The 25,921-nt window shown below is 64.4% G+C and carries 28 protein-coding genes; 12 read left to right on the top strand and 16 right to left on the bottom strand.

What is annotated here, in order from left to right; genetic code table 11:
* The coding region (locus QQK18_RS05195; protein ID WP_284339239.1) for a GGDEF domain-containing protein at positions 1 to 239 on the top strand (239 nt) is incomplete at its 5' end.
* A 66-nt stretch (positions 240 to 305) separates the two neighbouring features.
* On the opposite strand, the gene QQK18_RS05200 is transcribed toward QQK18_RS05195, so the two are convergent.
* From QQK18_RS05200 to QQK18_RS05210, 3 genes are all read right to left on the bottom strand, one after another.
* Positions 306 to 770: a nuclear transport factor 2 family protein gene (locus QQK18_RS05200; RefSeq protein ID WP_284339240.1), complete on the bottom strand. Its 465-nt coding sequence runs from the start codon at positions 768 to 770 to the stop codon at positions 306 to 308.
* Complete coding sequence (locus QQK18_RS05205; protein WP_284339241.1) at positions 767 to 1,387, bottom strand: pyridoxamine 5'-phosphate oxidase family protein; 621 nt, start codon at positions 1,385 to 1,387, stop codon at positions 767 to 769. The genes QQK18_RS05200 and QQK18_RS05205 overlap by 4 nt, the downstream gene beginning before the upstream one ends.
* A gap of 73 nt (positions 1,388 to 1,460) precedes the next feature.
* Positions 1,461 to 2,012: a carboxymuconolactone decarboxylase family protein gene (locus QQK18_RS05210; RefSeq protein WP_284339242.1), complete on the bottom strand. Its 552-nt coding sequence runs from the start codon at positions 2,010 to 2,012 to the stop codon at positions 1,461 to 1,463.
* A 120-nt stretch (positions 2,013 to 2,132) separates the two neighbouring features.
* On the opposite strand from QQK18_RS05210, the gene QQK18_RS05215 reads away from it, so the two are divergent.
* Positions 2,133 to 3,032 (top strand): LysR family transcriptional regulator, encoded by a 900-nt coding sequence (locus tag QQK18_RS05215; protein ID WP_284339243.1) that lies wholly within the window; start codon positions 2,133 to 2,135, stop codon positions 3,030 to 3,032.
* Between the two features lie 102 nt (positions 3,033 to 3,134).
* Here QQK18_RS05215 and QQK18_RS05220 read toward each other — a convergent pair whose 3' ends face one another.
* The 3 genes from QQK18_RS05220 to QQK18_RS05230 form a co-directional block, all read right to left on the bottom strand.
* Positions 3,135 to 4,295 (bottom strand): heparan-alpha-glucosaminide N-acetyltransferase domain-containing protein, encoded by a 1,161-nt coding sequence (locus tag QQK18_RS05220; RefSeq protein ID WP_284339244.1) that lies wholly within the window; start codon positions 4,293 to 4,295, stop codon positions 3,135 to 3,137.
* A 164-nt stretch (positions 4,296 to 4,459) separates the two neighbouring features.
* Positions 4,460 to 5,014, bottom strand: coding sequence for an AAA family ATPase (locus tag QQK18_RS05225; protein ID WP_284339245.1), 555 nt, complete (start codon positions 5,012 to 5,014; stop codon positions 4,460 to 4,462).
* A 327-nt stretch (positions 5,015 to 5,341) separates the two neighbouring features.
* Positions 5,342 to 5,473 (bottom strand): hypothetical protein, encoded by a 132-nt coding sequence (locus QQK18_RS05230; RefSeq protein ID WP_284339246.1) that lies wholly within the window; start codon positions 5,471 to 5,473, stop codon positions 5,342 to 5,344.
* 209 nt (positions 5,474 to 5,682) lie between these two features.
* Between QQK18_RS05230 and QQK18_RS27650 the strand changes: the two genes are divergently transcribed.
* The 7 genes from QQK18_RS27650 (at position 5,683) to QQK18_RS05265 (ending at position 13,605) form a co-directional block, all read left to right on the top strand.
* A complete protein-coding gene (locus tag QQK18_RS27650; RefSeq protein ID WP_488798413.1) occupies positions 5,683 to 5,886 on the top strand; it encodes a YMGG-like glycine zipper-containing protein in 204 nt (67 codons plus the stop codon).
* Positions 5,887 to 6,103: 217 nt separating this feature from the next.
* On the top strand, positions 6,104 to 7,603 hold the full coding sequence (locus QQK18_RS05240) for an ATPase domain-containing protein (protein WP_284339248.1): 1,500 nt from the start codon (positions 6,104 to 6,106) through the stop codon (positions 7,601 to 7,603).
* A complete protein-coding gene (locus QQK18_RS05245; protein WP_284339249.1) occupies positions 7,600 to 9,648 on the top strand; it encodes a hybrid sensor histidine kinase/response regulator in 2,049 nt (682 codons plus the stop codon). Before QQK18_RS05240 ends, QQK18_RS05245 begins: the two co-directional genes overlap by 4 nt.
* A 127-nt stretch (positions 9,649 to 9,775) precedes the next feature.
* On the top strand, positions 9,776 to 10,411 hold the full coding sequence (locus QQK18_RS05250) for a hypothetical protein (protein WP_284339250.1): 636 nt from the start codon (positions 9,776 to 9,778) through the stop codon (positions 10,409 to 10,411).
* A gap of 283 nt (positions 10,412 to 10,694) precedes the next feature.
* Positions 10,695 to 11,702, top strand: a complete 1,008-nt coding sequence (locus QQK18_RS05255) for a TRAP transporter substrate-binding protein (RefSeq protein WP_284339251.1) — start codon at positions 10,695 to 10,697, stop codon at positions 11,700 to 11,702.
* Between the two features lie 68 nt (positions 11,703 to 11,770).
* Positions 11,771 to 12,298, top strand: coding sequence for a TRAP transporter small permease (locus QQK18_RS05260; protein WP_284339252.1), 528 nt, complete (start codon positions 11,771 to 11,773; stop codon positions 12,296 to 12,298).
* A complete protein-coding gene (locus tag QQK18_RS05265; protein ID WP_284339253.1) occupies positions 12,295 to 13,605 on the top strand; it encodes a TRAP transporter large permease in 1,311 nt (436 codons plus the stop codon). Before QQK18_RS05260 ends, QQK18_RS05265 begins: the two co-directional genes overlap by 4 nt.
* Positions 13,606 to 13,696: 91 nt before the next feature.
* Here QQK18_RS05265 and QQK18_RS05270 read toward each other — a convergent pair whose 3' ends face one another.
* From QQK18_RS05270 to QQK18_RS05280, 3 genes are read right to left on the bottom strand one after another with little or no spacing between them, the layout of a single operon-like run.
* Positions 13,697 to 16,156, bottom strand: a complete 2,460-nt coding sequence (locus QQK18_RS05270; protein ID WP_284339254.1) for an ABC transporter permease — start codon at positions 16,154 to 16,156, stop codon at positions 13,697 to 13,699.
* Positions 16,153 to 16,893 carry an ABC transporter ATP-binding protein gene (locus tag QQK18_RS05275; RefSeq protein ID WP_284339255.1) on the bottom strand — a complete coding sequence of 247 codons (741 nt, stop codon included), beginning with the start codon at positions 16,891 to 16,893 and terminating at the stop codon, positions 16,153 to 16,155. The genes QQK18_RS05270 and QQK18_RS05275 overlap by 4 nt, the downstream gene beginning before the upstream one ends.
* A gap of 24 nt (positions 16,894 to 16,917) precedes the next feature.
* Positions 16,918 to 17,124: a hypothetical protein gene (locus QQK18_RS05280; RefSeq protein ID WP_284339256.1), complete on the bottom strand. Its 207-nt coding sequence runs from the start codon at positions 17,122 to 17,124 to the stop codon at positions 16,918 to 16,920.
* Between the two features lie 129 nt (positions 17,125 to 17,253).
* On the opposite strand from QQK18_RS05280, the gene QQK18_RS05285 reads away from it, so the two are divergent.
* Positions 17,254 to 17,826 carry a TetR/AcrR family transcriptional regulator gene (locus QQK18_RS05285; RefSeq protein ID WP_284339257.1) on the top strand — a complete coding sequence of 191 codons (573 nt, stop codon included), beginning with the start codon at positions 17,254 to 17,256 and terminating at the stop codon, positions 17,824 to 17,826.
* A gap of 242 nt (positions 17,827 to 18,068) precedes the next feature.
* Positions 18,069 to 18,704, top strand: a complete 636-nt coding sequence (locus tag QQK18_RS05290; RefSeq protein ID WP_284339258.1) for a hypothetical protein — start codon at positions 18,069 to 18,071, stop codon at positions 18,702 to 18,704.
* Here the strand turns inward: QQK18_RS05290 and QQK18_RS05295 are convergent, their stop codons facing one another.
* From QQK18_RS05295 to QQK18_RS05305, 3 genes are read right to left on the bottom strand one after another with little or no spacing between them, the layout of a single operon-like run.
* Positions 18,705 to 19,850 (bottom strand): hypothetical protein, encoded by a 1,146-nt coding sequence (locus QQK18_RS05295; RefSeq protein WP_284339259.1) that lies wholly within the window; start codon positions 19,848 to 19,850, stop codon positions 18,705 to 18,707. It abuts the gene before it with no gap.
* Positions 19,847 to 20,893, bottom strand: a complete 1,047-nt coding sequence (locus QQK18_RS05300) for a hypothetical protein (RefSeq protein ID WP_284339260.1) — start codon at positions 20,891 to 20,893, stop codon at positions 19,847 to 19,849. Before QQK18_RS05300 ends, QQK18_RS05295 begins: the two co-directional genes overlap by 4 nt.
* 5 nt (positions 20,894 to 20,898) lie before the next feature.
* Positions 20,899 to 21,606, bottom strand: coding sequence for a hypothetical protein (locus tag QQK18_RS05305; protein ID WP_284339261.1), 708 nt, complete (start codon positions 21,604 to 21,606; stop codon positions 20,899 to 20,901).
* 104 nt (positions 21,607 to 21,710) lie between these two features.
* On the opposite strand from QQK18_RS05305, the gene QQK18_RS05310 reads away from it, so the two are divergent.
* A complete protein-coding gene (locus QQK18_RS05310) occupies positions 21,711 to 22,733 on the top strand; it encodes a Tle-like phospholipase domain-containing protein (RefSeq protein ID WP_284339262.1) in 1,023 nt (340 codons plus the stop codon).
* Positions 22,734 to 22,995: 262 nt separating this feature from the next.
* On the opposite strand, the gene QQK18_RS05315 is transcribed toward QQK18_RS05310, so the two are convergent.
* The 4 genes from QQK18_RS05315 to QQK18_RS05330 form a co-directional block, all read right to left on the bottom strand.
* Positions 22,996 to 23,439 carry a hypothetical protein gene (locus QQK18_RS05315; protein ID WP_284339263.1) on the bottom strand — a complete coding sequence of 148 codons (444 nt, stop codon included), beginning with the start codon at positions 23,437 to 23,439 and terminating at the stop codon, positions 22,996 to 22,998.
* The gene (locus tag QQK18_RS05320; protein ID WP_284339264.1) at positions 23,440 to 24,171 is read right to left on the bottom strand and encodes a phosphotransferase enzyme family protein; all 732 of its coding nucleotides are present in this window, start codon (positions 24,169 to 24,171) and stop codon (positions 23,440 to 23,442) included. It abuts the gene before it with no gap.
* A 214-nt stretch (positions 24,172 to 24,385) separates the two neighbouring features.
* On the bottom strand, positions 24,386 to 25,318 hold the full coding sequence (locus QQK18_RS05325) for an aminoglycoside phosphotransferase family protein (protein ID WP_284339265.1): 933 nt from the start codon (positions 25,316 to 25,318) through the stop codon (positions 24,386 to 24,388).
* A gap of 107 nt (positions 25,319 to 25,425) precedes the next feature.
* A complete protein-coding gene (locus QQK18_RS05330; RefSeq protein ID WP_284339266.1) occupies positions 25,426 to 25,833 on the bottom strand; it encodes a c-type cytochrome in 408 nt (135 codons plus the stop codon).
* Between the last annotated feature and the right edge of the window lie 88 nt (positions 25,834 to 25,921).

Below are 25,921 nucleotides of genomic sequence, written 5' to 3' on the forward strand. Positions count from 1 at the left end.
TTGCCGTACTCCTGCGTGGCTGCGACCTCGCTGATGCAAAACGCGTAGGCGAGGCCATCGCGTCCGACATCTGCGCCATTCCAATCCAGCTCGCCGGCCGGCCGCACGTCGTCAGCGCCAGCATCGGCATCGTCAGCCTTTCACCTGGGATGGATGCCGATACCGCACTGGTGAGCGCCGACGCCGCCTGTTACGCCGCCAAGAACACCGGCCGCAGTCGCATCGTCGTGGGTGAGTGATCGAACTCAGCCGATAGGCGGCTTTCGGGTTTCAGCGCGAACCGCCCACGCCTTCCATGCGCGAGATCAGAGCCCCAGTGCCGTCAGCCCGGGATGGTCGTCGGGACGCCGTCCCGCGGGCCAATGGAACTTGCGGTCGGCCTCAGCGATGGGATGCTCATTGATGCTGGCAATGCGCCGCTCCATGAGCCCCTCGGCATCGAACTGCCAGTTCTCGTTGCCATAGGCGCGGAACCAGTTGCCGCTGTCATCGTGGTATTCATAGGCGAAGCGGACCGCGATGCGGTTGCCGGCATGGGCCCAGACGTCCTTGACCAGCCGATAGTCGAGTTCACGTGACCATTTGCGGGTAAGGAACGCTTGGATAGCTTCGCGTCCGGTGAGGAACTCGGCGCGATTTCGCCATCGACTGTCCGGCGTGTAAGCGAGGGCAACGCGTGCGGGATCGCGGCTGTTCCAGGCGTCCTCGGCGAGGCGCGTCTTCTCTGCGGCGCTGCCATCGGTGAAGGGCGGCAGTGGCGGGCGGCTCATGCACGGTTCCTTTCGATCGTCGCCTTCAGGGCAGCATTTTCTGTTTCGAGATCGGCGATCCGACCTTCCAGCCGGGCCACCGCTTCGGCGACGTCCTTGGCGTCGATCTTTTGCGGAATGTGCTGGGGGCAGTTGATGTCCCATGCCGCCACGTCGAACAGGATCGCCTGCTCTGCCCGCGCTCGATAGTCCCCGGGCATCAGGCTTTCGATCAGCGCCGCATCGTCGGTTACGACCCGTGCGCGGCCCCAGATCTTGATGCGGCGACGGTGGGCATAGTCCATCAGGAAGAGAAACGCCTTGTCGTTTTCAGCCAGGTTCCCCGTTGAAATGAACTGCTTGTTGCCGGTGAAATCGGCAAAGGCGAGCGTGTGCGCCCCGACCATGCGGATGAACCCCCTGGGCCCGCCCCGATGCTGGGCATAGGGCTGCCCTGCGGCATTGGCGGTCGCCAGGTATGCAGTGTCGACCGTCGCAAGGAACTGCGCCAGATCCTCGGAGATAACGGTGCGAAAGCCGCCCCGCTCCTCCATCCTGGCATAGCCGGCGCGTGACCCGCGTTGCTCCTGCAGGACCTTGACTGTCGGGGTGAAGGCGATGTCGCTTGCGGGGGTCATCGAGGCTTTCTCTCATCGGCAGCGGGAGAGGCGGACACCGGTCGCGGGAAAGCCGGTGTCCGCATCCGGGCGATCACGCGGCCTTGCGGGCGGTGACGAGCGGGAAGTCGACTTCGGTCTGGAACACTGTGTTGAAGGAGTTCGTCCAGGTGTTGAGCGCGACGTGCTGGACGATCTCGATGATCTGTGCGTCGCTGTAGCCGGCCAGGCGCACCGCGGCGAAATCGGCGTCAGTGATATGCCCCCGATCCCGCGCCACCTTGGCGGCAAAGCGGACGGCCGCATCGGCCTTGGGATCGTTGGATGCGCCATCGCGATTGGCGGCGAGTTCGGCGTCATCCAGCTTGGCGAGGTTCTTGCCAAGGTAGCTGTGCGCCGAAAGGCAATAGTCGCAGCCGTTCACCTCGGCGACGGCGAGCGCGATCCGTTCGCGAGTGGCAGCAGGCAGGTCCCCTTTGCCCAGCGCGCCGGAGAGGCTGAGATACCCTTCGAGCGCCTGCGGGCTGGTTGCTACCAAACGGAACAGGTTCGGAACAGAGCCAAGCTGCTTGGCCACGGCCTCGAGCAGTGGTCGCGAGTTTTCGGGCGCGTCGGCGATTGTCGAGGGCTGCGGGATACGGGACATGGGCAAATCCTTCTTGAGTGGCGACCGGGGATCGGCCGGTGCCAAGGACGTAGTATGTTGCGCAAAATTGCAGTATCCCTCGCAATAGGAATGCACCCTTCCGTTTTGTGGAATGTTGAAATGGACCGGTTGGAAGCCATGCGCACGCTCGTTGCGGCTGTCGATGGCGGGAGCCTGTCGGCGGCATCGCGTTCGCTCGGCGTGCCGCTGCCCACGGTTAGCCGCCGGGTGTCGGATCTCGAGGCGCACCTGCGCGCCCAACTGGTCGTGCGCACCAGCCGCAAACTGTTGCTGACCGATGCAGGCCGCGCGTTCGTTGGAACCTCAAGGCGCATTCTCGACGAACTGGATGAAGCCGAGCGGGCCGCGACGGGCGAATACCGTGCGCCGCGTGGCGATCTGCTGATCACCGCGCCGGTGGAATTCGGCAGGCTGCATGTCGAGCCCGTCGTGCTCGACTTTCTCAGGACCTATCCCGACATCAACGTGCGCCTGAACCTGGCCGACCACTTCGTCGATCTGGTCGAAAACCACATCGATCTTGGCGTGCGCATCGGACAGCTGCCCGACAGCAGCCTGGTTGCGACAAAGTTAGGTGCGGTGCGCTGGATCACCTGCGCGAGCCCCGCCTACCTTGCCGAACGCGGCATCCCGAGCACCCTCGAGGAGCTGGGCGGCCACGACTGCATCGCCTTCGAGCGGCTCTATGCGACCGATAGCTGGACCTTCCGCAAAGGCAGCGAGCCCATTGCCGTGCCCTTTGGCCCGCGATTTGCCGTCAACACCGCCTATGGCGCGATCGATGCCGCCCTTGCCGGAGCTGGTATTGCCCGCATTCTCTCCTATCAGGTCGCCGACGCGATCGCCGATGGCAGCCTGGTCGTGGTGCTGCAGGAATTTCAGCCCGAGCCGCTCCCTGTCCAGCTCGTGCACACGGCGCAACCCATCCTGCCGTTGAAACTGCGTACTTTCGCCGACTTCGCCCGACCGCGGCTGAAGGCAAGGCTCGAGGCAGGCTGAGGCGTTGCGTCACGGTCTGCAGGAGGCATCCGGTCGGCCGCGCGACCTGGCTCGCGTCCGCGTCATCTCAGCCCGAGCACGCGCGCAACCTGCACAACACCGTCAACTCGCGGGCCGGAGATGCTCGTGTCGCGTTGGCCGTTCGGCCGCGGCGCCCGCCTGCTCGTGCCTCTCCGGCAGGAGATCCTCCACCCATTCCCAGAACCCGTGCATCAACCGTTCGATCGGCCCGCGGCCAAGCGGTTGCCAGAGCACGGCAATGAGCATGGCGAGGGCAGTGAACAGCCCCGTCGACCAGAGCCCACTCGCAACGTCCTCATGGATCAGCACATCCGGCCAGATGATCATCGCCAGGATATGGGCGACATAAACCGTCAGCGTCAGGCGCCCGAGCGCGGCAAACCCCGCGGTCGCCAACGGCAGCCACCGCGCCGCGACAAGGGAGAGCCCGACAGCGGCGGCCGCCAGGGCCGTTGCCTGGATCAGCCAGAGCGGCATCTGGCTGTGCGCGGCGACCGTGAACAGGAACCGCCAGTCGCCCTTCGATGTCGGTCGGCCGAGGATGTCGAAAAGCGCAAAGGAAAGGAGGATCGCCGCCACCGCGACCGCGACGCCTCCCACAACCAGCCACAGGGCGGTACGGCGCGCGCGCAGATTCCCGCGCCCCAGCCAGAAGCCGAACAGCAGCGCGGCGGACCAGGTGATGAGCGGATAAGGTCCCGAAAACAGCAGTCCCGTGAGGATCGTCACCGGATCGTCATGAATGCTGACGGTGCTGCGGTCGAAGAGCTCAGGCAGGGAAAGGCGTCCGGCAAAGAAGATCGCGGGTCCGATGAGGGTCATCGCCAGCGCAAGGGTCAGCAATGTGCGCCCTTTCAGGCCTGCGACGCACGCCCCGAGAGCAAAGAACGCTGCATAGTGGTGGAGGATCACCGCCACGGGATGGTCCAGCGGCTCGAGGATCAATCCCGCCGGCAGCAGCACCAGGCCGTAGCACAGGAGCCGCAGGCGGCCGCGCAGGCGCCGCTGCGGATCGGCAGTCAAAAACGCCATGCCGATGCCGGCAACCACCGCAAAAAGGATCGAGGCGCGCCCATGCGGGAACCACAACAGGAAGCCGCCGGGGCCGGAGCCCAGCTGCGGGCCGAAATGCACCGCCAGCATGCCGATCAGGGCGAGGGCCCGGGCCGCATCGATGCCGTCCATGCGCCGGGAGCGGCGGATGACTGCGGGCTGCTCGGCGATGGCCTGCTGGTCCGTCATGGCGGGTCCGTTCGCAAGATCGTCCGCAGGTTCGTTGGCAAGATCGTTCGAACCATCGCGGACATGGATCTTGTCGAATCAACCCCTGAGCCGGGCTAAGGATGCAGAGTTTGACCTCAACCGTGGGGGGCGACGAACGACCGGCCGCAAGGCCGCAACCAGAGTCACACCCCGCCAGGCACGGCAGCAACCCGCAAGACGCGCTCTTCGCGCGAGCCGGAAACCTGCACAACACGCGGTCCGCGTTCGAGCAGCCCAAGGTCATCGTCTCGCAACATGGCCTTCAACCGCGTGTCGACGCGGCTGCGCAATTGCGGGTATTCGATCGCGACGGCGATCTCGTCCGGCTGGGTGAGAGGCACGAAGACCACCAGATCGAGCGACGCGAGGGCCCTGCCGATCCGGCTGAGAAGCCGCCCGTCCGGCAACCACTCGAAGCCCTCTCCGGCGCTGACGACGTCGAGATAGGCGAGGAAATCCAGCGGGGAGCGATCGAAGATGACATTTCGCCCGCGAGTCTCATCGAGGATCAGCTTGCAGCTTTGCCTGAGCTGTTCCTCGAGGTCGGCAACGGTCGGTCCGTCCGAGAACGGCATGCCGTTCTGCGCGAGCAACCAATAAGGCTCGGGCACGCTCTCATAGTCGGCATGGGAGGATACGAAGTCGTCGATCAGCGTGGTCTTGCCGCTGCCATGTGTGCCCGTCACCGCTATGCGCACGGCCCCTCACCTGTTCGGAAACGGCTTATTGCGCTCGAGGGTCGGCGGCAAGGCGAAGCAGCCCAATGACTTGATTCCGTCAATCGCATTGCGCTCCAGGGTGTGTTGGGATTCGGGTCAGGCCGAGGCGAAAATGGCTGTTTTCGAGAACCGGAGCGCAGCGTAGCTTAGGCTACGTGAGTACCGGCCTATGCCGGCCGTAGCCCTTCCTGGAGCGCTAACGCTCGAGAATGCTTCGGCCGGCGAAGGCCGGAAGCACAGACCCGAAGGGCTGCGCAAGCGAATACGGTCATTTGCAGACCGGCATCACCTGAATAGCTACATACCCTAGTGCTTTGGCTTCTTGTGCTCCCCGAGCGTCACCGCGCCTTTCGTCGATGCGGCAGCCGCTATCGTCTTGGGCTTGTCCTGCTTGGGTTTCTTTGCTTCGCGGTTTCCCCGCATCTGACCTTTGGCCATCTGACTTGTCCTGAAATCGACCGGGCATGGTCGCCGCGGTGCGGATCATCATCGCATGGCGCGGGCGCGATAGGTTAGACAATTCGGCAGTTGGCACGGCGGGAGGCGATCGCCGTCCTGCGGCCGGGCATCCGGTTGATGCGTCTGTGGAACCAGTCGGGGGATTTGTTTATTCCTTCTGCATCCTACCACGGAGAAAATGACCCAAAATGAGGAAACTTACCCCTGTTGTACTCGTGGTGATCGCCGCGTTGTCGCTAGCGGCTTGCACAACGACACAGCGGTCTATGACGGGCGCAGCCGTTGGCGGCGCAGCCGGTGCAGCTGTGGGCGGCGCGGTTGCCGGCTATCCGGGCGCAATCGTCGGTGCAGCGGGCGGCGGCGCCGCTGGCGTGGCGGTTGCGAACTACTGATCGACCGGCGATTTCGTCATTTGCTGCATGGGGCGGGTCTTTGGAGCCGCCCCCGCCTGGCGTTTCAAGGGCGGTGAATGACAAGAAGTGTCCGCAGCCGACAACCAGGAAGGAACGTTGGCTCGCTGGAGCGTGATGTGAATTGATCGAAACCGGGGCACGCGATCCGCGGGGCTCGCCCGGTATTGCTAAGCCATTTCGCCTACAGGGGAACTCCATGACCGTGCCCGCCCGCCCGAAAGCAAGATTCGGCATCGCCGGCCTCGACGACATCACGGCAGGCGGGCTGACACAAGGGCACCTGTTCCTGCTGGAGGGATCGCCCGGTACGGGAAAGACCACCATCGCCCTTCAATTCCTGCTCGAAGGCCAAAAGACGGGGGAAACCGGCCTCTACATCACCCTGTCGGAGACCGAGAACGAACTGCGCATTGGCGCTGCCTCTCATGGCTGGAAACTTAGCCCGTTGATCAAGGTCTTCGAGCTGGTCCCACCCGAAGCACTGCTGAGTTCCGACCAGACGCAGACGCTGCTCTACTCGTCCGACCTGGAACTGGGCGAGGCGACCAAAGCCATTTTCGACGAGGTCGAGGCGGTCAAGCCGCAGCGCGTGGTGCTCGACAGCCTCTCCGAAATCAGGCTCCTGGCGCAGAGCTCGCTGCGCTATCGCCGCCAGATACTTGCTCTCAAGCACTATTTCGCCCGCAACGGGGCAACGGTGCTGCTGCTGGACGACCTGACCTCGGACGCTGCCGACAAGACCGTGCACAGCGTCGCCCACGGCGTCATCCATCTCGAGGAGATTACGCCCGAATACGGGGCCGAGCGACGCCGGCTCAAGGTCCTCAAGTACCGCGCGCAGAAGTTTCGCGGGGGCTACCACGATTTCACCATCAGCACCGGCGGCATAGAAGTCTACCCGCGCCTGGTTTCGGCAGAGCACCGGACCAGGTTCGACCGGTCGCGGCTCTCGAGCGGTTCACCCGAGCTCGACGCTCTGCTTGGCGGCGGTATCGAGGCGGGTTCCAATTCTCTCATCATCGGGCCTGCCGGCGCGGGCAAAAGCACCGTCGCCATCCAGTTCATCGATGCCGCGATCTCCAGCGGCGGGAAGGCGGCGGCCTTCATCTTCGACGAGGAGCTCGGGCTGCTATTTGACCGCATGAAGCCGCTCGGCTTCGATCTGCCCGCAATGGTCGAGGCGGGGGCCCTGCACATCGAGCAGGTCGACGCCGCCGAGCTCTCCCCCGGGGAGTTCTCGCATCGCGTGCGCACAGCGGTCGATCGCATCGGCGCCAAGGCGGTGCTCATCGACAGCCTTAACGGATATCAGGCGGCCATGCCCGAGGAGAACGCGCTGGTCCTGCATATTCACGAATTGCTGCAATATTTGAACCGCCAGGGCGCAGCAACGTTCCTGACAGTAGCGCAGCACGGATTGGTCGGGGACATGAAATCACCGGTGGACGTGACATATCTCGCCGACACGGTCATCCTGCTTCGATATTTCGAGGCGGTGGGCAAGGTGCGGCGAGCGATTTCCGTCATCAAGAAGCGCACCAGCTCGCACGAGAAAACCATTCGCGAATTCTGGATGGGAGCGAAGGGTCTCGTCGTCGGCAAGCCCCTCGACGACTTTCACGGCGTCCTGCGGGGCGTGCCCACATTCGTCGGCGGCACGGGCAGGATCGGACCTGAGGATAAAGGCGGGCCGTGAGCCAGACTGCGCATGCGCTGATCCTGGCTCCGAGGGGCCGCGATGCGGCCGTCGCAGCAGGGCTGCTCACCACCTCCGGCATTGAAGGCAGATCGGTGCCCGACCTGCGAGCGCTGGTAGCGGGGCTCTCGGACGACACCAGCATGGCGCTGGTCACCCAGGAAGAGCTGGCCACCGCAGACCTCACCGATTTCGATCGCTGGCTGCGCGCGCAGCCCGCCTGGTCGGACCTGCCTATCGTCATCCTCACCCACGCCGGCGGCGGACCGGAGCGGAACCCGCACGCCGCGCGGCTGCTGGAACTGCTCGGCAACGTCACCTTTCTCGAGCGTCCGTTTCACCCGACGACCTTCGCCAGCATCGTCAAGGCGGCCGTCGGCGCCCGCAAGCGGCAGTATGAGGCGCGCGCCCGCCTGGCCGAGCTTGCCGAAAGCCGCGAGCGGCTCGACACGGCCTTGCTTGCGGGAAACCTCGGCACTTGGGAACTCGACCTCTTGACCATGCAGCTCGAAACGTCGGCAACGACGAGGAGCGCCTTTGGACGTGCGGGCGACGCCGTGTTCGGCTATTCCGAGCTTCTCGCCAGCATTCACCCCGAGGATCGCGAGCCGGTGCTGGCGGCCCTTGAGCACACCGGGCAATCGGGGGCCGACTACCGGGTCGAGTGTCGCATTGTCTGGCCGGACGGCTCGCAGCATTGGGCCGAGATGCACGGCCGCCGGCTGCTCGACGCCGAAGGGCGTCCCTCCAAGATCGTCGGCGTCACCTCCGACATCACGGTACGCAAGACGTCCGAGCAGCAGCTCGTGGCGGTCAACCAGAGCCTCGAGCAGCGCGTCGCGGCCCGTACCGCCGCCCTAGAGGAGGCGCATGCCCGCGCCATCCGCGAGATCGAACAGCGCGAGAAGACCGAGGAGCAGCTCGTGCAGTCGCAGAAGGTCGAAGCCATCGGCCAGTTGACCGGCGGTGTTGCGCACGACTTCAACAACCTGCTGATGGCTATCCTGGGCAATCTCGAGGTGCTGCGTCGCCATGTCGGCAATGACGAGCGCGCTGTCCGCCTGATCGATAGCGCTCTCGAAGGCGCCCGGCGAGGCTCTTCGCTCACCCAGCGGCTGCTGGCGTTCGCACGTCGCCAGGAGCTCGAGGTCAAACGCCATGATCTGGTGGCGCTGATCTCGGACCTGACGCCACTGATGCGCCAGTCGGTCGGTGCCGGCATCGAGGTCGTGGTGAACCCCTCTCCGTCGCCGGCCCCTGCGGAAGTAGACGTCAACCAGATCGAGCTGGCGCTGCTCAACCTTGTCGTCAACGCTCGCGACGCGATGCCGGAGGGTGGCACGATCACCATCGAGGTCGGTGAAGCTGCCCTCGGCAGCGAGCCGCCCGATCTCGCGCCAGGCAGCTATGTCGAGATCGTCGTCACCGATACCGGCAAAGGCATGGATGCGCAAACGCTGCGCCGCGCCGTCGAGCCGTTCTTTTCGACCAAAGGCGTCGGCAAGGGCACGGGCCTGGGGCTTTCGATGATCCACGGTCTGGTGCTGCAACTGGGGGGTGCCCTGCAACTGACCAGCGCCCCCGGCGAGGGAACGTGCGCGCGCATCCTGCTGCCCTGTGCCGCGGATGACAACATGGCAGAAGCAGCCACCATGCGCGATACCGCGCCGACCGCCGCGCCGGCAGCACAGTCCCGGATCCTCGTCGTCGATGATGACCCCCTGATCGCCATGAGTACCGTTGCCATGGTCGAGGACCTTGGTCATACGGCCATCGAGGCGAGCTCGGGCGCGCGGGCGCTCGAGATCATCGGCAGCGACGAGCCCATCGACCTGCTGCTCACCGATTTCTCCATGCCCAGGATGTCCGGCGTGGAGCTGATCCAGGCCGCTCGGGCCCTGCGCCCCCACCTGCCGGTCATCCTCGCCACCGGCTACGCCGAACTGCCGGACGACGCCAGGCTCGACGTCGCGCGGCTGGGCAAACCCTATGACGAGCGGCAGCTGGCCGACCAGATCAACCTCGCCCTGAGTCGCGCGGCCTGACCTGCGTGCACCGGCCGGCGGACAGGCATTCCCCGGCCAGCCGCTCACGATTTCGCGAGCAGGGAATATTCATGCGCTCTGGCGCATTACCCAATCAGGCCCATTCGGGGCCGAAAGGGAGGGTTTCATGAAACCACTGCTTGTTGGTGCCGCCACGGCGGCCCTCGTCATGTCCGGAATTCCCGCCGCTATCGCCCAGGAGGCCGGGAGTGCCATGAGTTTCTTCGTCACCAGCGCTGGTCTCGGCGACGGCGCCAATCTGGGTGGCCTCGAGGGCGCCGACGCCCACTGCCAGATGCTCGCCGAAGCCGCCGGCGCCACCGGCCAGACCTGGATGGCCTATCTCAGCGCCGAGGGCGTCGACGCACGCGATCGCATCGGCGCCGGTCCCTGGACCAACGCCAACGGCGATGTGATCGCCGAGGATGTTGCCTCGCTCCATAGCGACGCCAACAACATCACCAAGGAGACCGCGCTGACCGAGACCGGCGAGATCGTCAAGGGCCGGGGCGACGAGCCGAACCAGCACGACATCCTCACCGGCACCAATGAGGACGGCACGCTTGCCGCTGACATGACCTGCAGCGACTGGACCAGCAACGGCGAAGGCAGCGCCATGGTCGGTCACTCCGATCGCATGGGGCCGGAAGATCTGGCCACCGGCACCTCGTGGAATGCCGCGCATCCTTCGCGCGGCTGCAGCCAGGACGATCTGATCGGTACCGGCGGCAACGGCTACTTCTATTGCTTCGCCGCCAATTGATGCCAGTTCGTGCGACTCGATGCCGGGGCGTGGTGACACGCCCCGCATTCTGTAGTTAGCACCACCGGACGCCGGCCGGAGCGGATGCGATGAAAGATGGCGTGGCATACGCGACGTGACCACCGCCAAGGCGGTGGAAGGAGGAAGGCGGAGCCGCCCGGAACGGCCGGCAGCCACCCCAGCTTGCTTGGCAATGGCTATTCCCGCCCGCCATTTCGGGGTCTAGTCTACTTCCAATCGACAGCCCCGGCGAAACAGGAATTGGAATAGTGGGATGAATGCGATGAAATTGCTCATGACCGCTCTGGCCGCGGTCGGGATGGCGAGCGGATCGGCGGTCGCGCAGTCGCCGGTGGTGATCAAGTTTGCCAGCGCCTTTGCGCCCACCAGCATTAACAATCAGGAAACGATTCCCGCTTTCATCAAGGCGGTGGAAGAGGCCGCGGGGGGGACGATCAGGATCGAGCATTATCCTGGCGGCACCCTCGGCCCCAATCCGATTGCGCAGCTCAAGCTGGTCGAGGATGGCGTGGTCGACATTGCCGAAGTGGTTGCGGCCTATACGCCCGGACGCTTTCCTGAACTCGAAATCTTCGAGCTCCCCTTCGTCTTCGACTCCACTGTCGAGGCAAGCCTGACGGCGCTGGAAATGTATGAGGCGGAGCTGCTTTCGGGCTTCGACAATCTTGAATTGGTCGGCATCGCCGAGGTCGGCCCTTATTATCTGCACACCAGCGATCCGGTGCGTTCTCCCGCCGATATCTCCGGACTGAAGCTTCGCGTCGGCGGCCCGGTGCAGGGCGCGATGGCAGAGGCGCTGGGCGCCGTCGCGGTGGGCGGTATTCCGGCCCCGCAGATCGCTGAGAACATCTCCCGCGGCGTCGTCGACGGCAGCCCCATGGATCTCGGCAACGTCTACAACTTCCGCATCGCCGATACTGCCAAGTACCACGTCATCAATGTGCCGTTGGGGAACGTCGCGGTGATGTTCCCGATGAACCAGGCGAAGTACGACAGCCTGCCGCCGGAGGCCAAGGCGGCGTTCGATGAGTTCAGCGGCGAGTGGTTTACGCGCGTGCTGGCCGAGAACCTCGACAAGCAGAACGAGCAGTCCCTGGCATCGCTGCAAGAGGATCCCGAGCACGAATTGGTGGAGTTCTCCGAGGCCGATGTCGCCGCCATGGAGGAGACGCTGGCGCCGCTTGTCGAGCCGTTCAGAACGGCGAGAGAAGGCGTCGACCTCTATGAGGAAATGATTGCCGCCCGCGACGCCGTTCGCGCCACCCGGTGACCCAGGGACGGCTGCCACCTGAGCGGCGGTGTCCGCTCATCCGTTCTCGATGTACGAGGCCCCTCAACTTGCTGCAAGGTATTCGTAGCTCTTCGCGCTGGTTGGCCATTCTCGGTCTTGCTGCACTGCTGGTGCTGTCGATACTGGCGATCGCTGACATAGCGGGCCGGGAACTGTTCGGCCGTCCGATCAGCGGCTTCAGCGACGCCACCGACCTGATCATCGTCGTAGCCGCTGCTGCATGCTTTCCGGCCTCGCTGGCCAATCGGCAGCATATCGCCGTCCGCTTTGCCGGCATGTTGCACTGGCGTCTGCGGGAGGGCCTCGACCTCCTGGGGCACCTGCTCATGCTTGCAGTCTTCACGGTCATTGCCTGGCAGCTGGCAGTATACACGATCGATGTCGCCAACAGCGGCCAGACCACCTGGATACTCAGGGTCCCTGTCTGGCCGGTATGGGCAGCGGCGACGACACTCTTCACAATCTGCGTGCCGGTGCAACTGGCACAGGTCATCGACTACATCGCCCGCTTCGTCTCCCCGACACCGGTCGAGGACGTCGCGCGCGTTCGCGACCCCTCGGCGACGGTGTTGTGAGCTTGGGCCCGATTGAGACAGGCGTTGCCGGGCTTGTCTGCCTGGTGCTCGCCATCCTGCTGCAGGTTCCGGTGGGCATCGCCATGACGGTCGTCGGTGCGGCCGGCTATTTCATCCTCACCGGCAGCCTCGCCAGCATGCTGTCGCTGTTCGGAACCGAAACCGTGAACATGCTCACCAACCGCGATTTCGCCGTGGTGATGTTGTTTCTGCTCATGGGCGGTTTCGCGGGGGTGGCCGGCCTATCCGCCGATATCTATCGGGTCGCCAACGCCTGGATCGGGCACTTCAGGGGCGGCCTCGCCATGGCGACGGTCCTCGGCTGCGCCGGGTTCGGTGCGATCGCAGGGTCATCCATCGCCACCGCCGCCACCATGGCCAGGATCGCGCTTCCCGAGATGGAGAAGCGCCGCTACAGCCTCTCACTGTGCGCCGGAACGCTGGCCGCCGGGGGAACGCTCGGCTCGCTGATCCCACCCTCGATCATCATGGTCATTTACGCGGTCCAGGTCGAGCAGTTCGTGATCGACCTGTTCCTTGCCGCCATCATACCTGGCTTGCTCTCGGTGGTGTTCTTCATTGCAGCCATCAGAATTCAGTTGCTTCTCGACCCCGATGCGGCCGGGAACGAGCCGCGCCGCAGTTTTCCCGAGCGGTTGCGGGAAACCAGACACGGCATCGGCCCGATCCTCATCATCGTCATCGTCATGGGCGGCATCTATTCCGGCTTCTTCACGGTCAACGAGGGGGCCGGAGTGGGACTGGTGCTGACTCTGCTCTTCGCCCTGATGCGGCGCTCGATGACCGGTGCGACGTTCTTCGCAACCCTTTACGAGTCGGCCGGCTCCATCGCCATGCTCTATATGATCGTAATCGGGGCCAATATATTCGGCTATTTTCTGACGCTGTCGCACATGCCCTCCGAGATCTCCGGCTGGATTCAGGGACAGGGCCTGCCACCGCTGGCGGTGATTTTCGCGCTGGTGATGATGTATATTGTGCTGGGCTGCGTCTTCGACGCGCTCGCCGGAATGGTCCTGACGCTGCCCTTTGTCGTGCCCATTGTCGCAGAACTCGGCTACGACCTTGTCTGGTGGGGCATCGTCAACGTGATGGTCATCGAGATCGGCATGATCACCCCGCCCATCGGCATCAACGTCTTCGTCATCAAGGGCCTGCGTCCCGACATACCTTTGAGCACCATCTTCAGAGGGATAACTCCCTTCCTGATCGCCAACATCGCAGCGCTGCTTCTCGTCCTGTTGTTCCCGCAGATCGCGACCTGGCTACCCGATGCGCTTCGATAGTCGCTTCCACAACGAAATGGTCGGTCCGTCAGCGAACGGCATGCCATTGTGCGCGTTGGCGGCAAGACCAGGTCTTCCAGCGTGGCGGTTCCTAAAGATACGCCAAGGCTTCGCGCACCGTCAGCCGCGTTGCGCGAAAGGCGGGAAGGAGTGTGGCGAGCCCCGCTCCTAGCATGACAATGACGATCCAGACGAAGATTGCGGACGGCGAGATCACCAAGGGTACGGGCGCGCCCATGAAGAGGTTACCGAGGCCCGCGCCCATGAGCATGGTGAGCAAAAGAGCGGGAAGAGCGGCGGCCACGCAGCTGAGAGCGGCGGTGAAGAGGCCTTCGAAGGCCACGAGCCGGAATACGGTGAAGGCGGGTGCACCGATTGCGCTCATCACCCCGAACTCGCGCGTGCGTTCGACGACGTTTGTGCTCATCATCGAACCAAGCCCGATGAGGCCCACGGCGCCGATGACCGATGCGAAGAGCAAGACTAGCCCCACCAGCGTGCCGAGGTGCTCCTCGGTGGTGGCAATCATTGTGTCGAACGGTCGAACCGATTGGACCTCGATTCCGGCGTTGGCAAGCGCTTGCGCCGCTGCCGCACCGATCGCGACACGGCTTTCGAGATCGTGACGATCAGTTGCGATACGTAGGAGATTAGCCGTGCGCGAGCGCCCGGTGGCTTGCTCGAAATTGGCGATAGATACGCAGGGGCACGTCGCGCTCGATCGCTCGTTGACGATGCCGACGACGCGCCAGGTGGTGAGCACGTCCGCGATCGGCAGCTCGATCGCGTCGCCCACCCCGATGCCGGGGAGGGTTTTCCTCAGGGTCTGCGGCAGGACGATCGCGTCGATGTCGTCCGCACGCAGCCACCGCCCTTCGAGGACGGGCGGAGGATCGAACAGCGACGTACCGAGGGGGAGTGCCGTCAAGCTGACTGAGCCGTGCCCCTGATCGGGATAGGTGCGGGTGACGTTGACCTGCCCGGCGTACTGGACACCGGTGGTAACAGTCGTCCAGGCCTCGCTCGTGACAACGCCGGGCACCCCTGATACGGCCTCGAGCAGGTCGGGAGCCGAGCCTGGTGTTGCGAGCTTCAGTTCGACGTCCCAGCGATGCGCATCGACAAGCGCGTTTGGGATCGCCTGAACACCGGCCATGGTGTTGAGCGCGGCAACAAAGATTGCTCCTGCGGTCGCCAGGAGGCCGACCGAGAGCAGGAGCCGCGCCCGCCGCCGGAACAGATTGCGGAACGCCATCAGGAGCGCCCGTTCCATGCCGTGGAGCTTGCCGAGCCAGGCATAGAAGCTGCCCGTCCTGACGCCCTGGCGATCGACGCCACGATCGTCGAGCGCCTCGCGCACGGTCCTGCGGCTCGCCCGCACCAGCGGTGCGAGTGCGAACAGCAGCGGCAGGCCGACGCCGAGGCCTATCACACTGCCATAGGTCCACCACGGAACCGCAAGACTGGTGATGTCGATATTGAGTGCGCCGCTGAGGATCCTCCGAGCCTGCGCCTCGCCAAGCAGGATCCCCGGGACGAAAGCGAGCGCGGTGGCGACCCCCGACACCAGGAGGATCAGCAGCAGATAGAGCTGCAGGATGCGGCCCGAGCTTGCGCCGACTGCCTTCAGGATTCCGATCTGCGGTATCTGCTGGGCGAGAAGACCGTCGAACATGGTGGCGCTGAGAATTGCGCTCAATACCAGTGACAGCGCACCGAACGACACCAGCGCCGCGAGCAGCTGGCTCGACTGGGGGTGGTGCGGATGTTCGTAGGGCGGTGGAACCGCGACCTCCTCGACGGCGAGGCCCGGCAAGGCTTTCAGCCGATCGACGACATTGAGGGCCGACCGCACGATGCTGTCGCGATCGTGGCTGGGTTCCACCTGGCCCGGCTGGTCGGCGATTGTCATCACCAACTGATCGAGCGATGGCTGCATGCCGAGGAGTGGCAGGGTATCGGTCGAGATGAAGCCGTAACCCGCCTGCGACGTGTAGGCTGGCGCAAGGCTGGGATCATGGACCACTCCGGTGATCGTGAGCGTCACCGGCCCGCCATCGGCACCAGCGAGCTTGACCTGCTCGCCAACCTTCAGCCTCAGGAACGCGAGCGCCGACCGCTCCATCAGCAGCCCATCCGGCGGCGGCGGCCAGCTGCCCTGTTCGACGTCGAACCTGGCGATCCGCATCGGATCGTCGGGCGCGGCGACAAAGAACTTGAGCTGGGTCGGCGCCGACCCAGCGGCATCGTCCGCGATCTCGAGCGAGAACACCGAACGCATGGTTGCATCGATGACTGCCGGTTCGGCTTGCGCCAGCGCGCGAACAACCTCCATCTGATCGAGCGGCACGGCTGGATCGAGCAGGAGCCTGGCGGACGCGGGGTTGGTACTGGCGTAGCCGATGGTCTCCTGAGACTCGACGATCGAGCGGGCGTAGAGCATGGCGCTGAAGACAACGAGGCTGAGGCCAATCGCAAGGACCATCATCGCGATGCGTCCCCAGATGGTGCGCAGGTCGCGCAGCAGCTTGATGAGCAACAGTCCCGTCATAGCCGTTCGTCCGGCGTCCCGGGATCGCCGGCCTCCGCCTGGGGCATCGCGTCGATATGGCCATCGACCATCGTCACCTCGCGCGTCGCGAACGCCCGGGCATCGTGTTCGTGCGTCACCATGACGATGGTGCGCCCATCGGCATTGAGGTCCGCAAAGAGCTCGAGGACCGCGGCGCGATTGATCGAATCGAGGTTTCCCGTCGGCTCGTCGGCCAGCAGCACCGGAGGGTCGTTGGCCAGCGCCCGCGCGACAGCCGCCCGCTGCTGCTGCCCACCCGACAGCATGTTCGGCAATTTGTCCGCCTGATCCCTGATACCCACTCGCTCGAGAAGCTCGAGAGCACGATGCCGGCGCTTGGCGCGCGGGATACGCTCTGCAAAGTCCATCGGCAGCGCCACGTTCTCGACAACCGTCAGCGTCGGCAACAGCTGGAAGAACTGAAAGACCAGGCCCACATTCCGGCCCCGCCACTCGGCAAGCCTGGATTCGGAGAGCGCACCCATGCTCGTGCCGGCGACGATCACCTCACCCTTGGTCGGACGGTCGATTCCAGCGAGGAGATTCAGCAACGTCGTCTTGCCGCTACCCGATTTGCCGACGACTGCGACGAACTCGCCGGAGGCGATTTCGAGATTGACCCCATCGAGAGCGGTGAACCTGCCCGCCGGCACGTCGTAGATCTTGGCGACGCCGCGCAATTCGACGACGGGCGCCCTTGCCGGGAGATCGTTCATGGGTTTCTCGTGCTGAGGCATGGTTCAATGAACCGGTGTCGTATGGGTGGGCGCGACGTCGGTCGCGGTGGCGGGAGTGGCCGGGATGCCGGAAGAGGGACTGTGATCCGGGATCACGTGCGTCGGCAGGAACCGGGACAGTTCGCTGAAGGCGAAGAAGAGGGCCGCCCCTGCCGCTGCGACGACGATGATCGCGACGATCGCGCGTTTGTAGGTTCTGTTCGTGGTCACCGCGTCCTCGTTTGTACACCAACTCACGAAGTCGACGTTATCGATACACAATGTCTCTGTCAAACCACCGTGTATAGCAACCGTCGCAGTGTACTCGACACAGCCAGAGCGTGCGGCTATCTTCCGGCTATGCCGAAGCTCTGGAACGAAACCATCGATACCCATCGCGCCGCAGTGCGCGAGACGACGCTCGACGCAACCGCGGCACTCGTTGCCGAGCACGGCCTGCTATCGGTGACGATGTCGCAGATTGCCGAAAGGACCGGCATCGGGCGGGCGACGCTCTACAAATACTTCCCGGACATGGAGGCGATCCTGCTGGCCTGGCATGAGCGGCAGATCAACCGACACCTCGATCATCTTGCCGGGGTTCGGGAACACGCGGGGACTACCCGGCTGGAAGCCGTGCTGGAGGCCTATGCGCTCCACCTTCACGAGATCCCGAGGCACGCCGACGGTGAAATCGCGGCCTTCCTGCATCGGGGCGAGCACATGGCTCACGCGCACCAGCGAATGCACGCCATGATCCGGGATCTGCTCATAGAAGGCATAAAGACCGGCGAGGTGCGCGGCGACATCGCTCCGGACGAGCTGGCAACTTACTGCCGTCACGCGCTCGCCGCTGCAAGGAACCTGCCCTCCAAGGCCGCGGTGCGCCGGCTCGTCAACGTCACCATCGCCGGGCTTCGCCCTCTCCGCTGACAGGTCGATTGGGGATTCCGGGTTCCGGCACGGTTCCCGCAATCGCCTCCCAGCGGAGCGACAGGTCCCGCAACGACAAGAAGCTGGGCGCGTGATTTGATTGAATGTAACTGCAGCATATTGCGACACGAGGCGCAAAACAGCTAGGCTGTCTCTCAAGGACAATGGCGGCGTAATGTCCGGGGTTACTACTCGTATGCCAGCAAGCTTTTGGGGGGACGACCATGCGCATACTTACCGGCATGATCCTGTTCATGCTTATGATCGCACCAGGACTTGCGCAGACGGCCGTCGAGCGAGCCAGCGAACTCAAGACATGGCGCGAGCAATGCAGCGATCCCGACGCTGATCTGCGCGCCGCCTATGTCGAGGCGGCCATTGCATCCGGGGATATGGCGATCATGCGGGTCTGCGTGCGTCAGTCGCTGGAAAGCGACAATGCGGACATTCGCAATCTCGGTCTGCGCGCCGCCATCGCCTCGACGGATCAGCTGCTGTTTGAAGTGGAGATTCCCGCCGCTCTTGCCGAGGCCCTGGACAAGGCCGGCAATGACAAAGACGAGTTGAACGAGATCGGCCGGTGGCATGTGACGCAGATGTGGAACATCATGCGCACCGGCCTGGTGTTCGTCATTTCCGATGCGGACATCACGTCGGGAGCGTCGGAATGGTTGCCCCTCGCACAGATGACCGCACCACACAGGAACTACACGGGCAAGGCTTCGGTCATCGGCGATCGGGTGACCTGGGTGGGCTCGGCCCGGCTCCCTGTCACTGATTGCCGTCTCAACCTCGGCCTCGTCTCCGGCCCGATGCTGGAAGGCACATTCCAGTGCGCGAACGTGGAGCCGTTCACCGTGCGGGCTCCCCTGCTCTGATCAGTAAAGCCGCAGTTGACTGAGCCCGATGGCTCCGCCGGCTTCGATACTGATGCGGATGTGGCGGGGAGCGCGCAGGTCCAAGGCGCATGCGGGTGCTTCGCCAGCACTCGAAACGGTCTGGCAATCCCTGGCGACAGTCCAGCCGGAAGACGCGTTTGGACGTTGCTCGATGATCACGCGCGCGCCCGCCGTCCCGCAGTCGGCAGACTGCACCATGCTGAGGCCCCGCGTAGCATCCTGGCTATCCGTGAGCGCAACTGTCACCCTCACCGCACGCTGGCCGCCCGCGGGGGCCGCAGTCCAGCAGTCCTGGCCGTCGACGAGCGAGACCGGACCTGTTCCTGCCGCAAGCGTCACACCTTCGACATCGAGGATCTCATACGGCACGCCGGTCGCCGCCGCCCGCGCCTCTCGCTGGTCCTCCAGTCCCCGAGCCTCGATGACCTCGAACGCGGCCCGAATGAGGTCGAACCGGACGGCGCGAGCCATCAGGGGCTCACCTCCCACCTCGATGACCATGGCAACGGGAACCATGCCTTCCGGCCGCTCCAGTTCGGCCACGGCACCGCTCAGCCCCTTGACGAGGTAGGCCCGGGCATCGTCTGCGTTCACCGGCCGCAGCATCAGAAGGCCGCCTCCCGCAGCGTCCGCGCGTGCGCGAGAGACCGCGACTTCGAAGATGCCGAAACTATTGGGTAAGAGGCTGAACATCGTCAGCTTGGAAGCCGATCTCATCATGGTTGGATAGGCGAAGGGGGGCGGACCGAGACGTGACAGGCATGCACCCGGTCGTGGTCCGGCGACCACTGGCGCGAAGGCCATGTCTTCTATTTCGCCCATCGCCGCCAGAGCCTCGGGGTGGGCGCCAACGGCTATGGGTGTACCGCTCTCGCCGCCGTTCCCGTTCACCGTCTCGAATGTGAACGCGGCCAATGCGCCGCTGAACGTATCTGCGGCCACGTGGCGCGGGAACGCCAGCCAGCACGATTGCGCGTCCTGCCGTTGCGAGCCGAAGAGCCAGGCATGTCCCTCCTCGCCGCTCGCAGCCCGTACGAACACACGCTCGCCCAATGCCGGCTGCACGGCGACGGCGAGTGTGAGCGCCGCCAAGAGGAGAAGACGGAGGAGCCGGCGCGCGGTCATTTGTCCTGCCTGCGCGCTTTGCGGACAGGTCTGCGAGTCGCTGGTGGTTGTGGCCGGGGTGATGGCCCGCGCACCTCGAGCGACTGCTCTCTCCACGTGCCGACCCAGCCACCGATGACCTGACCGACCACGGAGACGACCACAAACGCTATGGAAATGAAGGCGACATTGGGATCCGAGATTATGCGCGCCAGGAGCCCTACGGCGAAGGTTTCCTCCGGACCGGTCGCACCCGGCCGAAAGAGCAGCAGCCGCGAGGTTTCGGCGGTGGCCGAGACCTTGAAGCCATGGTCTGAATATTCAGCGACCCCATACCACGATGCTCCGGCCTCGTCGCCGGGCAGGCTGATGTTGCCGCTCGAGGCGAGACGGCTTCCGGCTGGAATGATGAACCCCTCGGGTTCGACTGCATAAAGCTCTCCCTGCCCGAACGGCCAGTCGGATCTGCCGAACACTTTGACCGTGCCGGAGCGAAGGAACGTCATGTCGCGGACGCGGTCTCGCCCGGGCAGGACGGGCACGCCGAACTCGCCGCCCGCCGCCGCCGGTCCGGCAATCGGCAGGCGCGATGTCGGGTCGATGCCCCCGGGCTTGGGCAGATCGATGTTCAGGTCGTCCTGCGCCGGTATCGCGCAACGGCCCTCGTCGGCGCCGATCAGAACCGTTTCCTTGCCGCGCGCCGCGATGGTGATGAGTATGCGTTCCGGATTCCAGCGATAGCGCACCAGCGCCTGCTGCTCCGGCCGCACGATACCCGAAAAGAACCCCTTCTTCGAAAGAAGAACGCTGCATTGCGCGGGCAGCTCCGCGTCGCCCCGCAGCCTCAGGCGTGCACCCGTCATGGCGATGCTGGATGTATCAGGCCTGCGCACGCTCTGCAGGAGCGTTTCTGTCTCGAGCTCGATAACGACGAGCGGCGGCGGACTGTGCAGCATCAGCATCCCTATGGTGACGAGGGTGAGCGAGGCGAGGACCAGCGTGATGCTGACCACCCAACCGCCGCGGCTCGTCAGCTTCTGCCGGAACCGGGACCGCCACTCCATGGCGCTCAGGGACCGGCCGGCAGAACAACGGAGTACTGGTAGTGCTCGCTGCCGAACCCGTCGTCGAGTTCGAGGTCCAGAACAGCCGTCCCTTTCGCCTCAAATGTAATCCTGCACTTCTGATCGTACGCGATGAACGCCGAAGTGCCGGCCGGCTCGCAATCGACCGGGGCCTCCTGACCAAGGCTCGCCCGCACTGATTGGGTCTTGGAATTGACGAATACATAGAGCACTTTGAGGTCACCGCCCGTCGCGACGGCCGGAACATGCGTGGCTCCCGCCGGGCTGCAGCCCTCGCCAACGGGTACGAACGCGCGCACGGCGAACTGGTCTGCGGGATAGGAAGCCAACCGGACGCGATGCTCCCTGGTAATGGGCTCGAGCTGAAGGTATCTGCCCGGGCTCGCGTCTTCGGGCACGACATACGGGTTGCTGGCAGAGAAGCGACCATCCTGCGTCATCGCGTGCACGCAGATTGTGCCGCCACCCGACGGCCGCAGCAACACGATGTCGTCCGGAACCACCTGTCCTTGCGCATCCCCAAGGCGCAGGCCGACAAGCGCCGAGCCCGAGACCGCGCGCGATTCGTCGAACGACTCCTTAAAGTTCTCCGGCTCCGGATCTACCGGATGGATAGGCACGGGCTGTTCCTGCGCGACTGCGACATCGCAGCAGAGGCCCACAACCATTGCCAGCAAAGCCGCCGTTCGCATCGTCCATGGCTCCAGTGTCAGCAAGTCACCCTAGCGCGGATATTGCAGACGGGCAAATAAGGGCGTTACTCTTGTTGTTGTTGCGGTTGCTAGGAGGGCGGCCCGTGCCTGACGACCAGGAGGTCTTGGCGCAACATGAAGTAGCGGCCCTTGCATCGGCCGCCGTCTACGCGCATCCGGCTTCCGATGAGCCGTTGAGCGACTTGCCCGACTTTGCGCTCGACAGGGTTCTCACCGACGATCACTGCGGCACGGGGTTCCATGCTGCCGGGTTCGTACGCGACGAGGTTCTCGTTCTCGCCTTCCGCGGGTCGGATGAGCCGCTGGACCTCGCCTCCGGGGCCAATCTGGCCACCTGTCAATACGAGCCGAACCGGGTCCGCCTGCTCGCCTATGCTCGCGATAAGCGCTGGCGGAGCGTGATCATCACCGGGCATTCGCTTGGCGGCGGTCTGGCGCAGTACCTGGCCTACGACCTGGCGCGCGATTGGCCCGCGAGCCGCGGGCAGCTGATGCTCGTCACCTTCAACGGGCTTGGTGGCGTTTACGGGCTGACCCAGATGTACGGTTCCATCGACCCCGCGATCGTCGGGCGCTTGAAAATAACCGCCTATGCACACCCCGACGATGTCATAGCGCGCGTCGGCCAGCAGTTGGGCGGGATCACGCGCCTGCTGGTGTGCGAGAGGACGCCTTTGCCCTCACTGCAGGCCTGCCACGGCATCCGCCAGTTCCTGTCCGTGGACGGCGTTTGTGCACTCGCCCAGGCTTATGATCACGCCGACAGACCTTATGCCATCATGCGCTCGGCCACGATAATCGGCGATGACCTGCGAGCCGCGGTGATCGCAGCGCATGAGCGCCTGATTTTGCAGGCGGTCGGAAAGGTCCTGCGCGTCTGGTTGCGAATTCCGGTCGAAGAGCGATTGGAGGTCCTGCGCTTCATCCTCAGCCTGACACCGGTCCGCCGCATAGTTCGCCGGGGCGCCCAATTCTGGTTTACCTGTCGCACGCGCCTCACCGCGCTACGCCGGCCCCCCTCGCAGCGCCCGACCCCCGGGGCGCAAGCAGGGGCACGACCGTCCTTGAGCGCGGATCGAGCGAAAGGTGAAAAGGGGGTCACCTAGCTCAATCGACCCAAAGCCGAGACCGCCGAAGGTTCCATCATATGGTCCAGCAACGCCAGTTCGCCGCCTTGGATTGTCGCCCCTTGTAAAAAGGAGGCGAGAAGCGCAGTGACTCCGCTCCTATCGAAGCGCGCGGAAGAAATCGCGAAGGTCGTCGACCAGCAAATCCGGCACATCGAGAGCGGCGAAGTGTCCGCCCCGGTCAAAACTGGACCATGCCTTGGAGGCTGAAGTCCCGACTGGCCCGAAGCCAGCCGAAAACTCAATCGTCCTGCAAATTGTAAATCAGGCGCGGCCATTCACCGCCTGCAATCCATTCCAGCAATTGTTTCCGGAACGATTCATCGGAAACCACTGCACCCGTGCGCCACCACCAAACCACGTCAGCCGATTTCTCTCCGGCAATCGAGGGATATATATAGAGGCACCCTAAATACTCACCGACGATGTCTTCGATCACCCAGGCAAAGCTTCGGCGGGCCTCGAATTCTCGCTGATGCCAAGCCAGATCGATGAGGTTCTTTTCTTTGGTCAGACCCTCTGGCCAACTCGAGCCAGGATTGGCTGCTTTGATATCAGCCGCGCTGTCCACGACGGCGCTGAAATCTCTTTCCAGGTCATTGATTGACAGGGCCTTTAGCGTGAATTCCCCTAAGGTACGGGTCGCCGGAATTGACCGGTTCTTGAACAGTGGGTGCGGTTTCATCTAGACCGCTCGAACTTCGGCAAGCCGCTTGATCGCGTACTCGTCCTTCCAGCAGACGGCGGCTTCCCAGGCAGCCGACGCTTGCGCGGCGATATCTTGCGCGGCGCCTTCGAGACCGGCGGCGTTGTGGGGCAGCGCCAGGTCGAGGTCGGGGACGTCGACGTGCGACTCGTCCCAGTCGATCAGCGCGACCCGATCTGCGGTCACTCGCACGTTGCGGGGATTGGGATCGCCGTGGACGACACACTGCTGACGTCCGACGAGCCGCGCCCAGGCTGCGCGACATCGCGCTACGCCCTCAGGCGGCATCGCGGTAAGGTCGATCTTCGTTCCGGTCTCGGCGTTGAGGAGGTCGGTCGACGATCGCCAGCCCGGGCGCTGCGGCCAGCCCTGCGTCAACCGATGCAACCGGCGGAGCGTGTCGGCCACGCGGCGCCAGTCGGCCTCCGTCTCGGGCGGTCCGCCCTCTACGTATGTCATGACCACCAGACCGTCCGCGAACAGCCTGCCGTCCGTTGTCGGGATCGGCACTGGCACGGTCAGGCCTTCACGGTCGAGGTATTGGAGGAGCCTGGTCTCCCACGCGAGATCATCGTCACTCCTGGTACCGAGACGAGCGACCGCGAGGCGCCCGTCGACGCGTACGCTCCACACGTCGTTGGCAACTCCTCCAGCGAGCGGTTCGATACGAGCGACGTCTTCACCCCACTGCCCGAGTGCTTCCCATCCCATCGGCGACATCCTCGACCAGAGCGGTTACTGCTCAACTTAACGCGAACGCACGCCCTCAACAACGCAGACCAGGTCCCCCGTCCTGCTGGCAATGTCAGGTTTTGGTGCACCGCAGCGTCGACTGCAGCGGCAATGAAAGGGCGCGAAGCAGCCAAGCGGATAGGGGAAGCGGACGTTTCGCGCCGTGGGGCGCCCAGCGAGGACGTTCGATGGCCTACGCGCCGACGGCTGCCCAGGTCTCGGCTACCGCCAGCATTCTCCGACCTTCATCGAAACGGCCAAGAACCAGCAAGAAGAGGCCCGACGAGACTCGTTCGAGAAAGCCCCATTGCCAGATTGCACCAGGTGCCTCGCCCGTCAGGTCGGCCAACTGCTTGCAACGGTCAAGTCCAAGGCGCACCGGATCACCGGCCAGCAGCTCATCGGTCCAGCTCCGCATGGAGATGGCTATGTCGTAGGCGCGCTCGCCGAACAGTGGATCCGGATCGACGAACTTGAAGCCGGCGCCATCGAGTGTCTGCAGGGCGTTGTGGTCATGAGCGTCGCCATGGAGAATGACGGCCCGTGCAGGATCAAAGGCGCTCTCGCGGTCTGTGGCGAAGGCCATAGCCTGCGCGACCACCCGGCCGGAGCAGGGTTCGCCGAGCTGCTGCTGCCACTTGGCGATCAAACCGGCGAGATGGCGGGCCTTCTGCGCTGCTGACTGCAAACCGGCCGGATCTGGCGCCGGCGGCCAAGCCTGGCGCAACGTCTCGCAGATTATCTCGATCCGGCGTGCAATGGGCAGACCCAGTTCGTGCAGAATCGGGCCAAGTCGTTCCAGCAGCATCGCGCGACGCGGCGCGTCGTAGTTGAGGAGGTTGGCGTAGCCACGGCCGGCGGCGATACGCAAGACGGCGACCTCGCTGGCGAAGTTGTCGTGGGCCGGCGAACCGAGCTTGAGCACGACCGCCTCGCCTGCGGCGTTGGTCGCGCGCGCGACCAGCCCGGCTGACCCCCCGTGGAACGGATCGCCCACGGTGATGCCCCAATCGCGCTCGAGACCCACCACAAGGTCTGGCAATGCGTCCAGCCAGCGACGGCCGACGTCGCCCGCTGCGGCGGCTCGTTGCCGCACCTCCACGGGGATAACGACTTTCCCGGTCATCGATCGATGAAACGAACACTTAGGCGGTCCATATGGAACCGTAGCCGCTTTGGCAAACGTCCGCAAAGGGCGGACCCGCAGGGCTCGCTCTTCTTGAGAGTCAGCGTTTAGTCGGTCGGCCCTATTGGGCCTGCGGCGTCGGAAAACGTCGCGAGATAGGCGATGACGGCGGCGACATCATTGGGGTCGCTATACCCCGTAAAGGCCATGTTCGAACCATTCACTACGCTGCGCGGCTTGGCGATAAAGTTGGTAAGCGTCTCGATGTCCCAGACCACTCCGGCCTGCCCCGCCTCAACCATTGCGTCCGAGTACTTGAATCCTTCGAGCGAAGCCGCGGGCCGACCGATCACGTTGTTAAGATCGGGGCCATTCTTGGGGGCTTCTGCACCTATCGAATGGCACATGGCGCATCTGTCGGCAAAATTCTGTTCCCCCAGCACCACGTCGCCCTGGGCCAGCGCCCCTCCGGCGCTCACTATGAGGGTGCCAATTGCAATCACAATCCGAAGCATCTCACGACCTCCCTGACTGGCCTCGCGACCGAAATCAGTTCCCGGATCGTCGGGTCAGCCGAGCAGCATAGAGCAACCCAGCACCACC

It is taken from the genome of Devosia nitrariae, from assembly GCF_030160115.1.
In the GTDB taxonomy this organism is placed as follows: Bacteria; Pseudomonadota; Alphaproteobacteria; order Rhizobiales; family Devosiaceae; genus Devosia; species Devosia nitrariae.

Bases quoted from the DNA above. Each gene is read 5' to 3' on its own strand.
- QQK18_RS05325 (WP_284339265.1), bottom strand. From the start codon at position 25,318: ATGACCGGGAAAGTCGTTATCCCCGTGGAGGTGCGGCAACGAGCCGCC.
- QQK18_RS05290 (WP_284339258.1), top strand. From the start codon at position 18,069: ATGATCCTGTTCATGCTTATGATCGCACCAGGACTTGCGCAGACGGCC.
- QQK18_RS05320 (WP_284339264.1), bottom strand. From the start codon at position 24,171: ATGGGATGGGAAGCACTCGGGCAGTGGGGTGAAGACGTCGCTCGTATC.
- QQK18_RS05295 (WP_284339259.1), bottom strand. From the start codon at position 19,850: ATGACCGCGCGCCGGCTCCTCCGTCTTCTCCTCTTGGCGGCGCTCACA.
- QQK18_RS05330 (WP_284339266.1), bottom strand. From the start codon at position 25,833: ATGCTTCGGATTGTGATTGCAATTGGCACCCTCATAGTGAGCGCCGGA.
- QQK18_RS05315 (WP_284339263.1), bottom strand. From the start codon at position 23,439: ATGAAACCGCACCCACTGTTCAAGAACCGGTCAATTCCGGCGACCCGT.
- QQK18_RS05300 (WP_284339260.1), bottom strand. From the start codon at position 20,893: ATGGAGTGGCGGTCCCGGTTCCGGCAGAAGCTGACGAGCCGCGGCGGT.
- QQK18_RS05205 (WP_284339241.1), bottom strand. From the start codon at position 1,387: ATGACCCCCGCAAGCGACATCGCCTTCACCCCGACAGTCAAGGTCCTG.
- QQK18_RS05270 (WP_284339254.1), bottom strand. From the start codon at position 16,156: ATGACGGGACTGTTGCTCATCAAGCTGCTGCGCGACCTGCGCACCATC.
- QQK18_RS05250 (WP_284339250.1), top strand. From the start codon at position 9,776: ATGAAACCACTGCTTGTTGGTGCCGCCACGGCGGCCCTCGTCATGTCC.
- QQK18_RS05230 (WP_284339246.1), bottom strand. From the start codon at position 5,473: ATGGCCAAAGGTCAGATGCGGGGAAACCGCGAAGCAAAGAAACCCAAG.
- QQK18_RS05220 (WP_284339244.1), bottom strand. From the start codon at position 4,295: ATGACGGACCAGCAGGCCATCGCCGAGCAGCCCGCAGTCATCCGCCGC.
- QQK18_RS05285 (WP_284339257.1), top strand. From the start codon at position 17,254: ATGCCGAAGCTCTGGAACGAAACCATCGATACCCATCGCGCCGCAGTG.
- QQK18_RS27650 (WP_488798413.1), top strand. From the start codon at position 5,683: ATGAGGAAACTTACCCCTGTTGTACTCGTGGTGATCGCCGCGTTGTCG.
- QQK18_RS05200 (WP_284339240.1), bottom strand. From the start codon at position 770: ATGAGCCGCCCGCCACTGCCGCCCTTCACCGATGGCAGCGCCGCAGAG.
- QQK18_RS05275 (WP_284339255.1), bottom strand. From the start codon at position 16,893: ATGAACGATCTCCCGGCAAGGGCGCCCGTCGTCGAATTGCGCGGCGTC.
- QQK18_RS05305 (WP_284339261.1), bottom strand. From the start codon at position 21,606: ATGCGAACGGCGGCTTTGCTGGCAATGGTTGTGGGCCTCTGCTGCGAT.
- QQK18_RS05215 (WP_284339243.1), top strand. From the start codon at position 2,133: ATGGACCGGTTGGAAGCCATGCGCACGCTCGTTGCGGCTGTCGATGGC.
- QQK18_RS05240 (WP_284339248.1), top strand. From the start codon at position 6,104: ATGACCGTGCCCGCCCGCCCGAAAGCAAGATTCGGCATCGCCGGCCTC.
- QQK18_RS05210 (WP_284339242.1), bottom strand. From the start codon at position 2,012: ATGTCCCGTATCCCGCAGCCCTCGACAATCGCCGACGCGCCCGAAAAC.
- QQK18_RS05255 (WP_284339251.1), top strand. From the start codon at position 10,695: ATGAAATTGCTCATGACCGCTCTGGCCGCGGTCGGGATGGCGAGCGGA.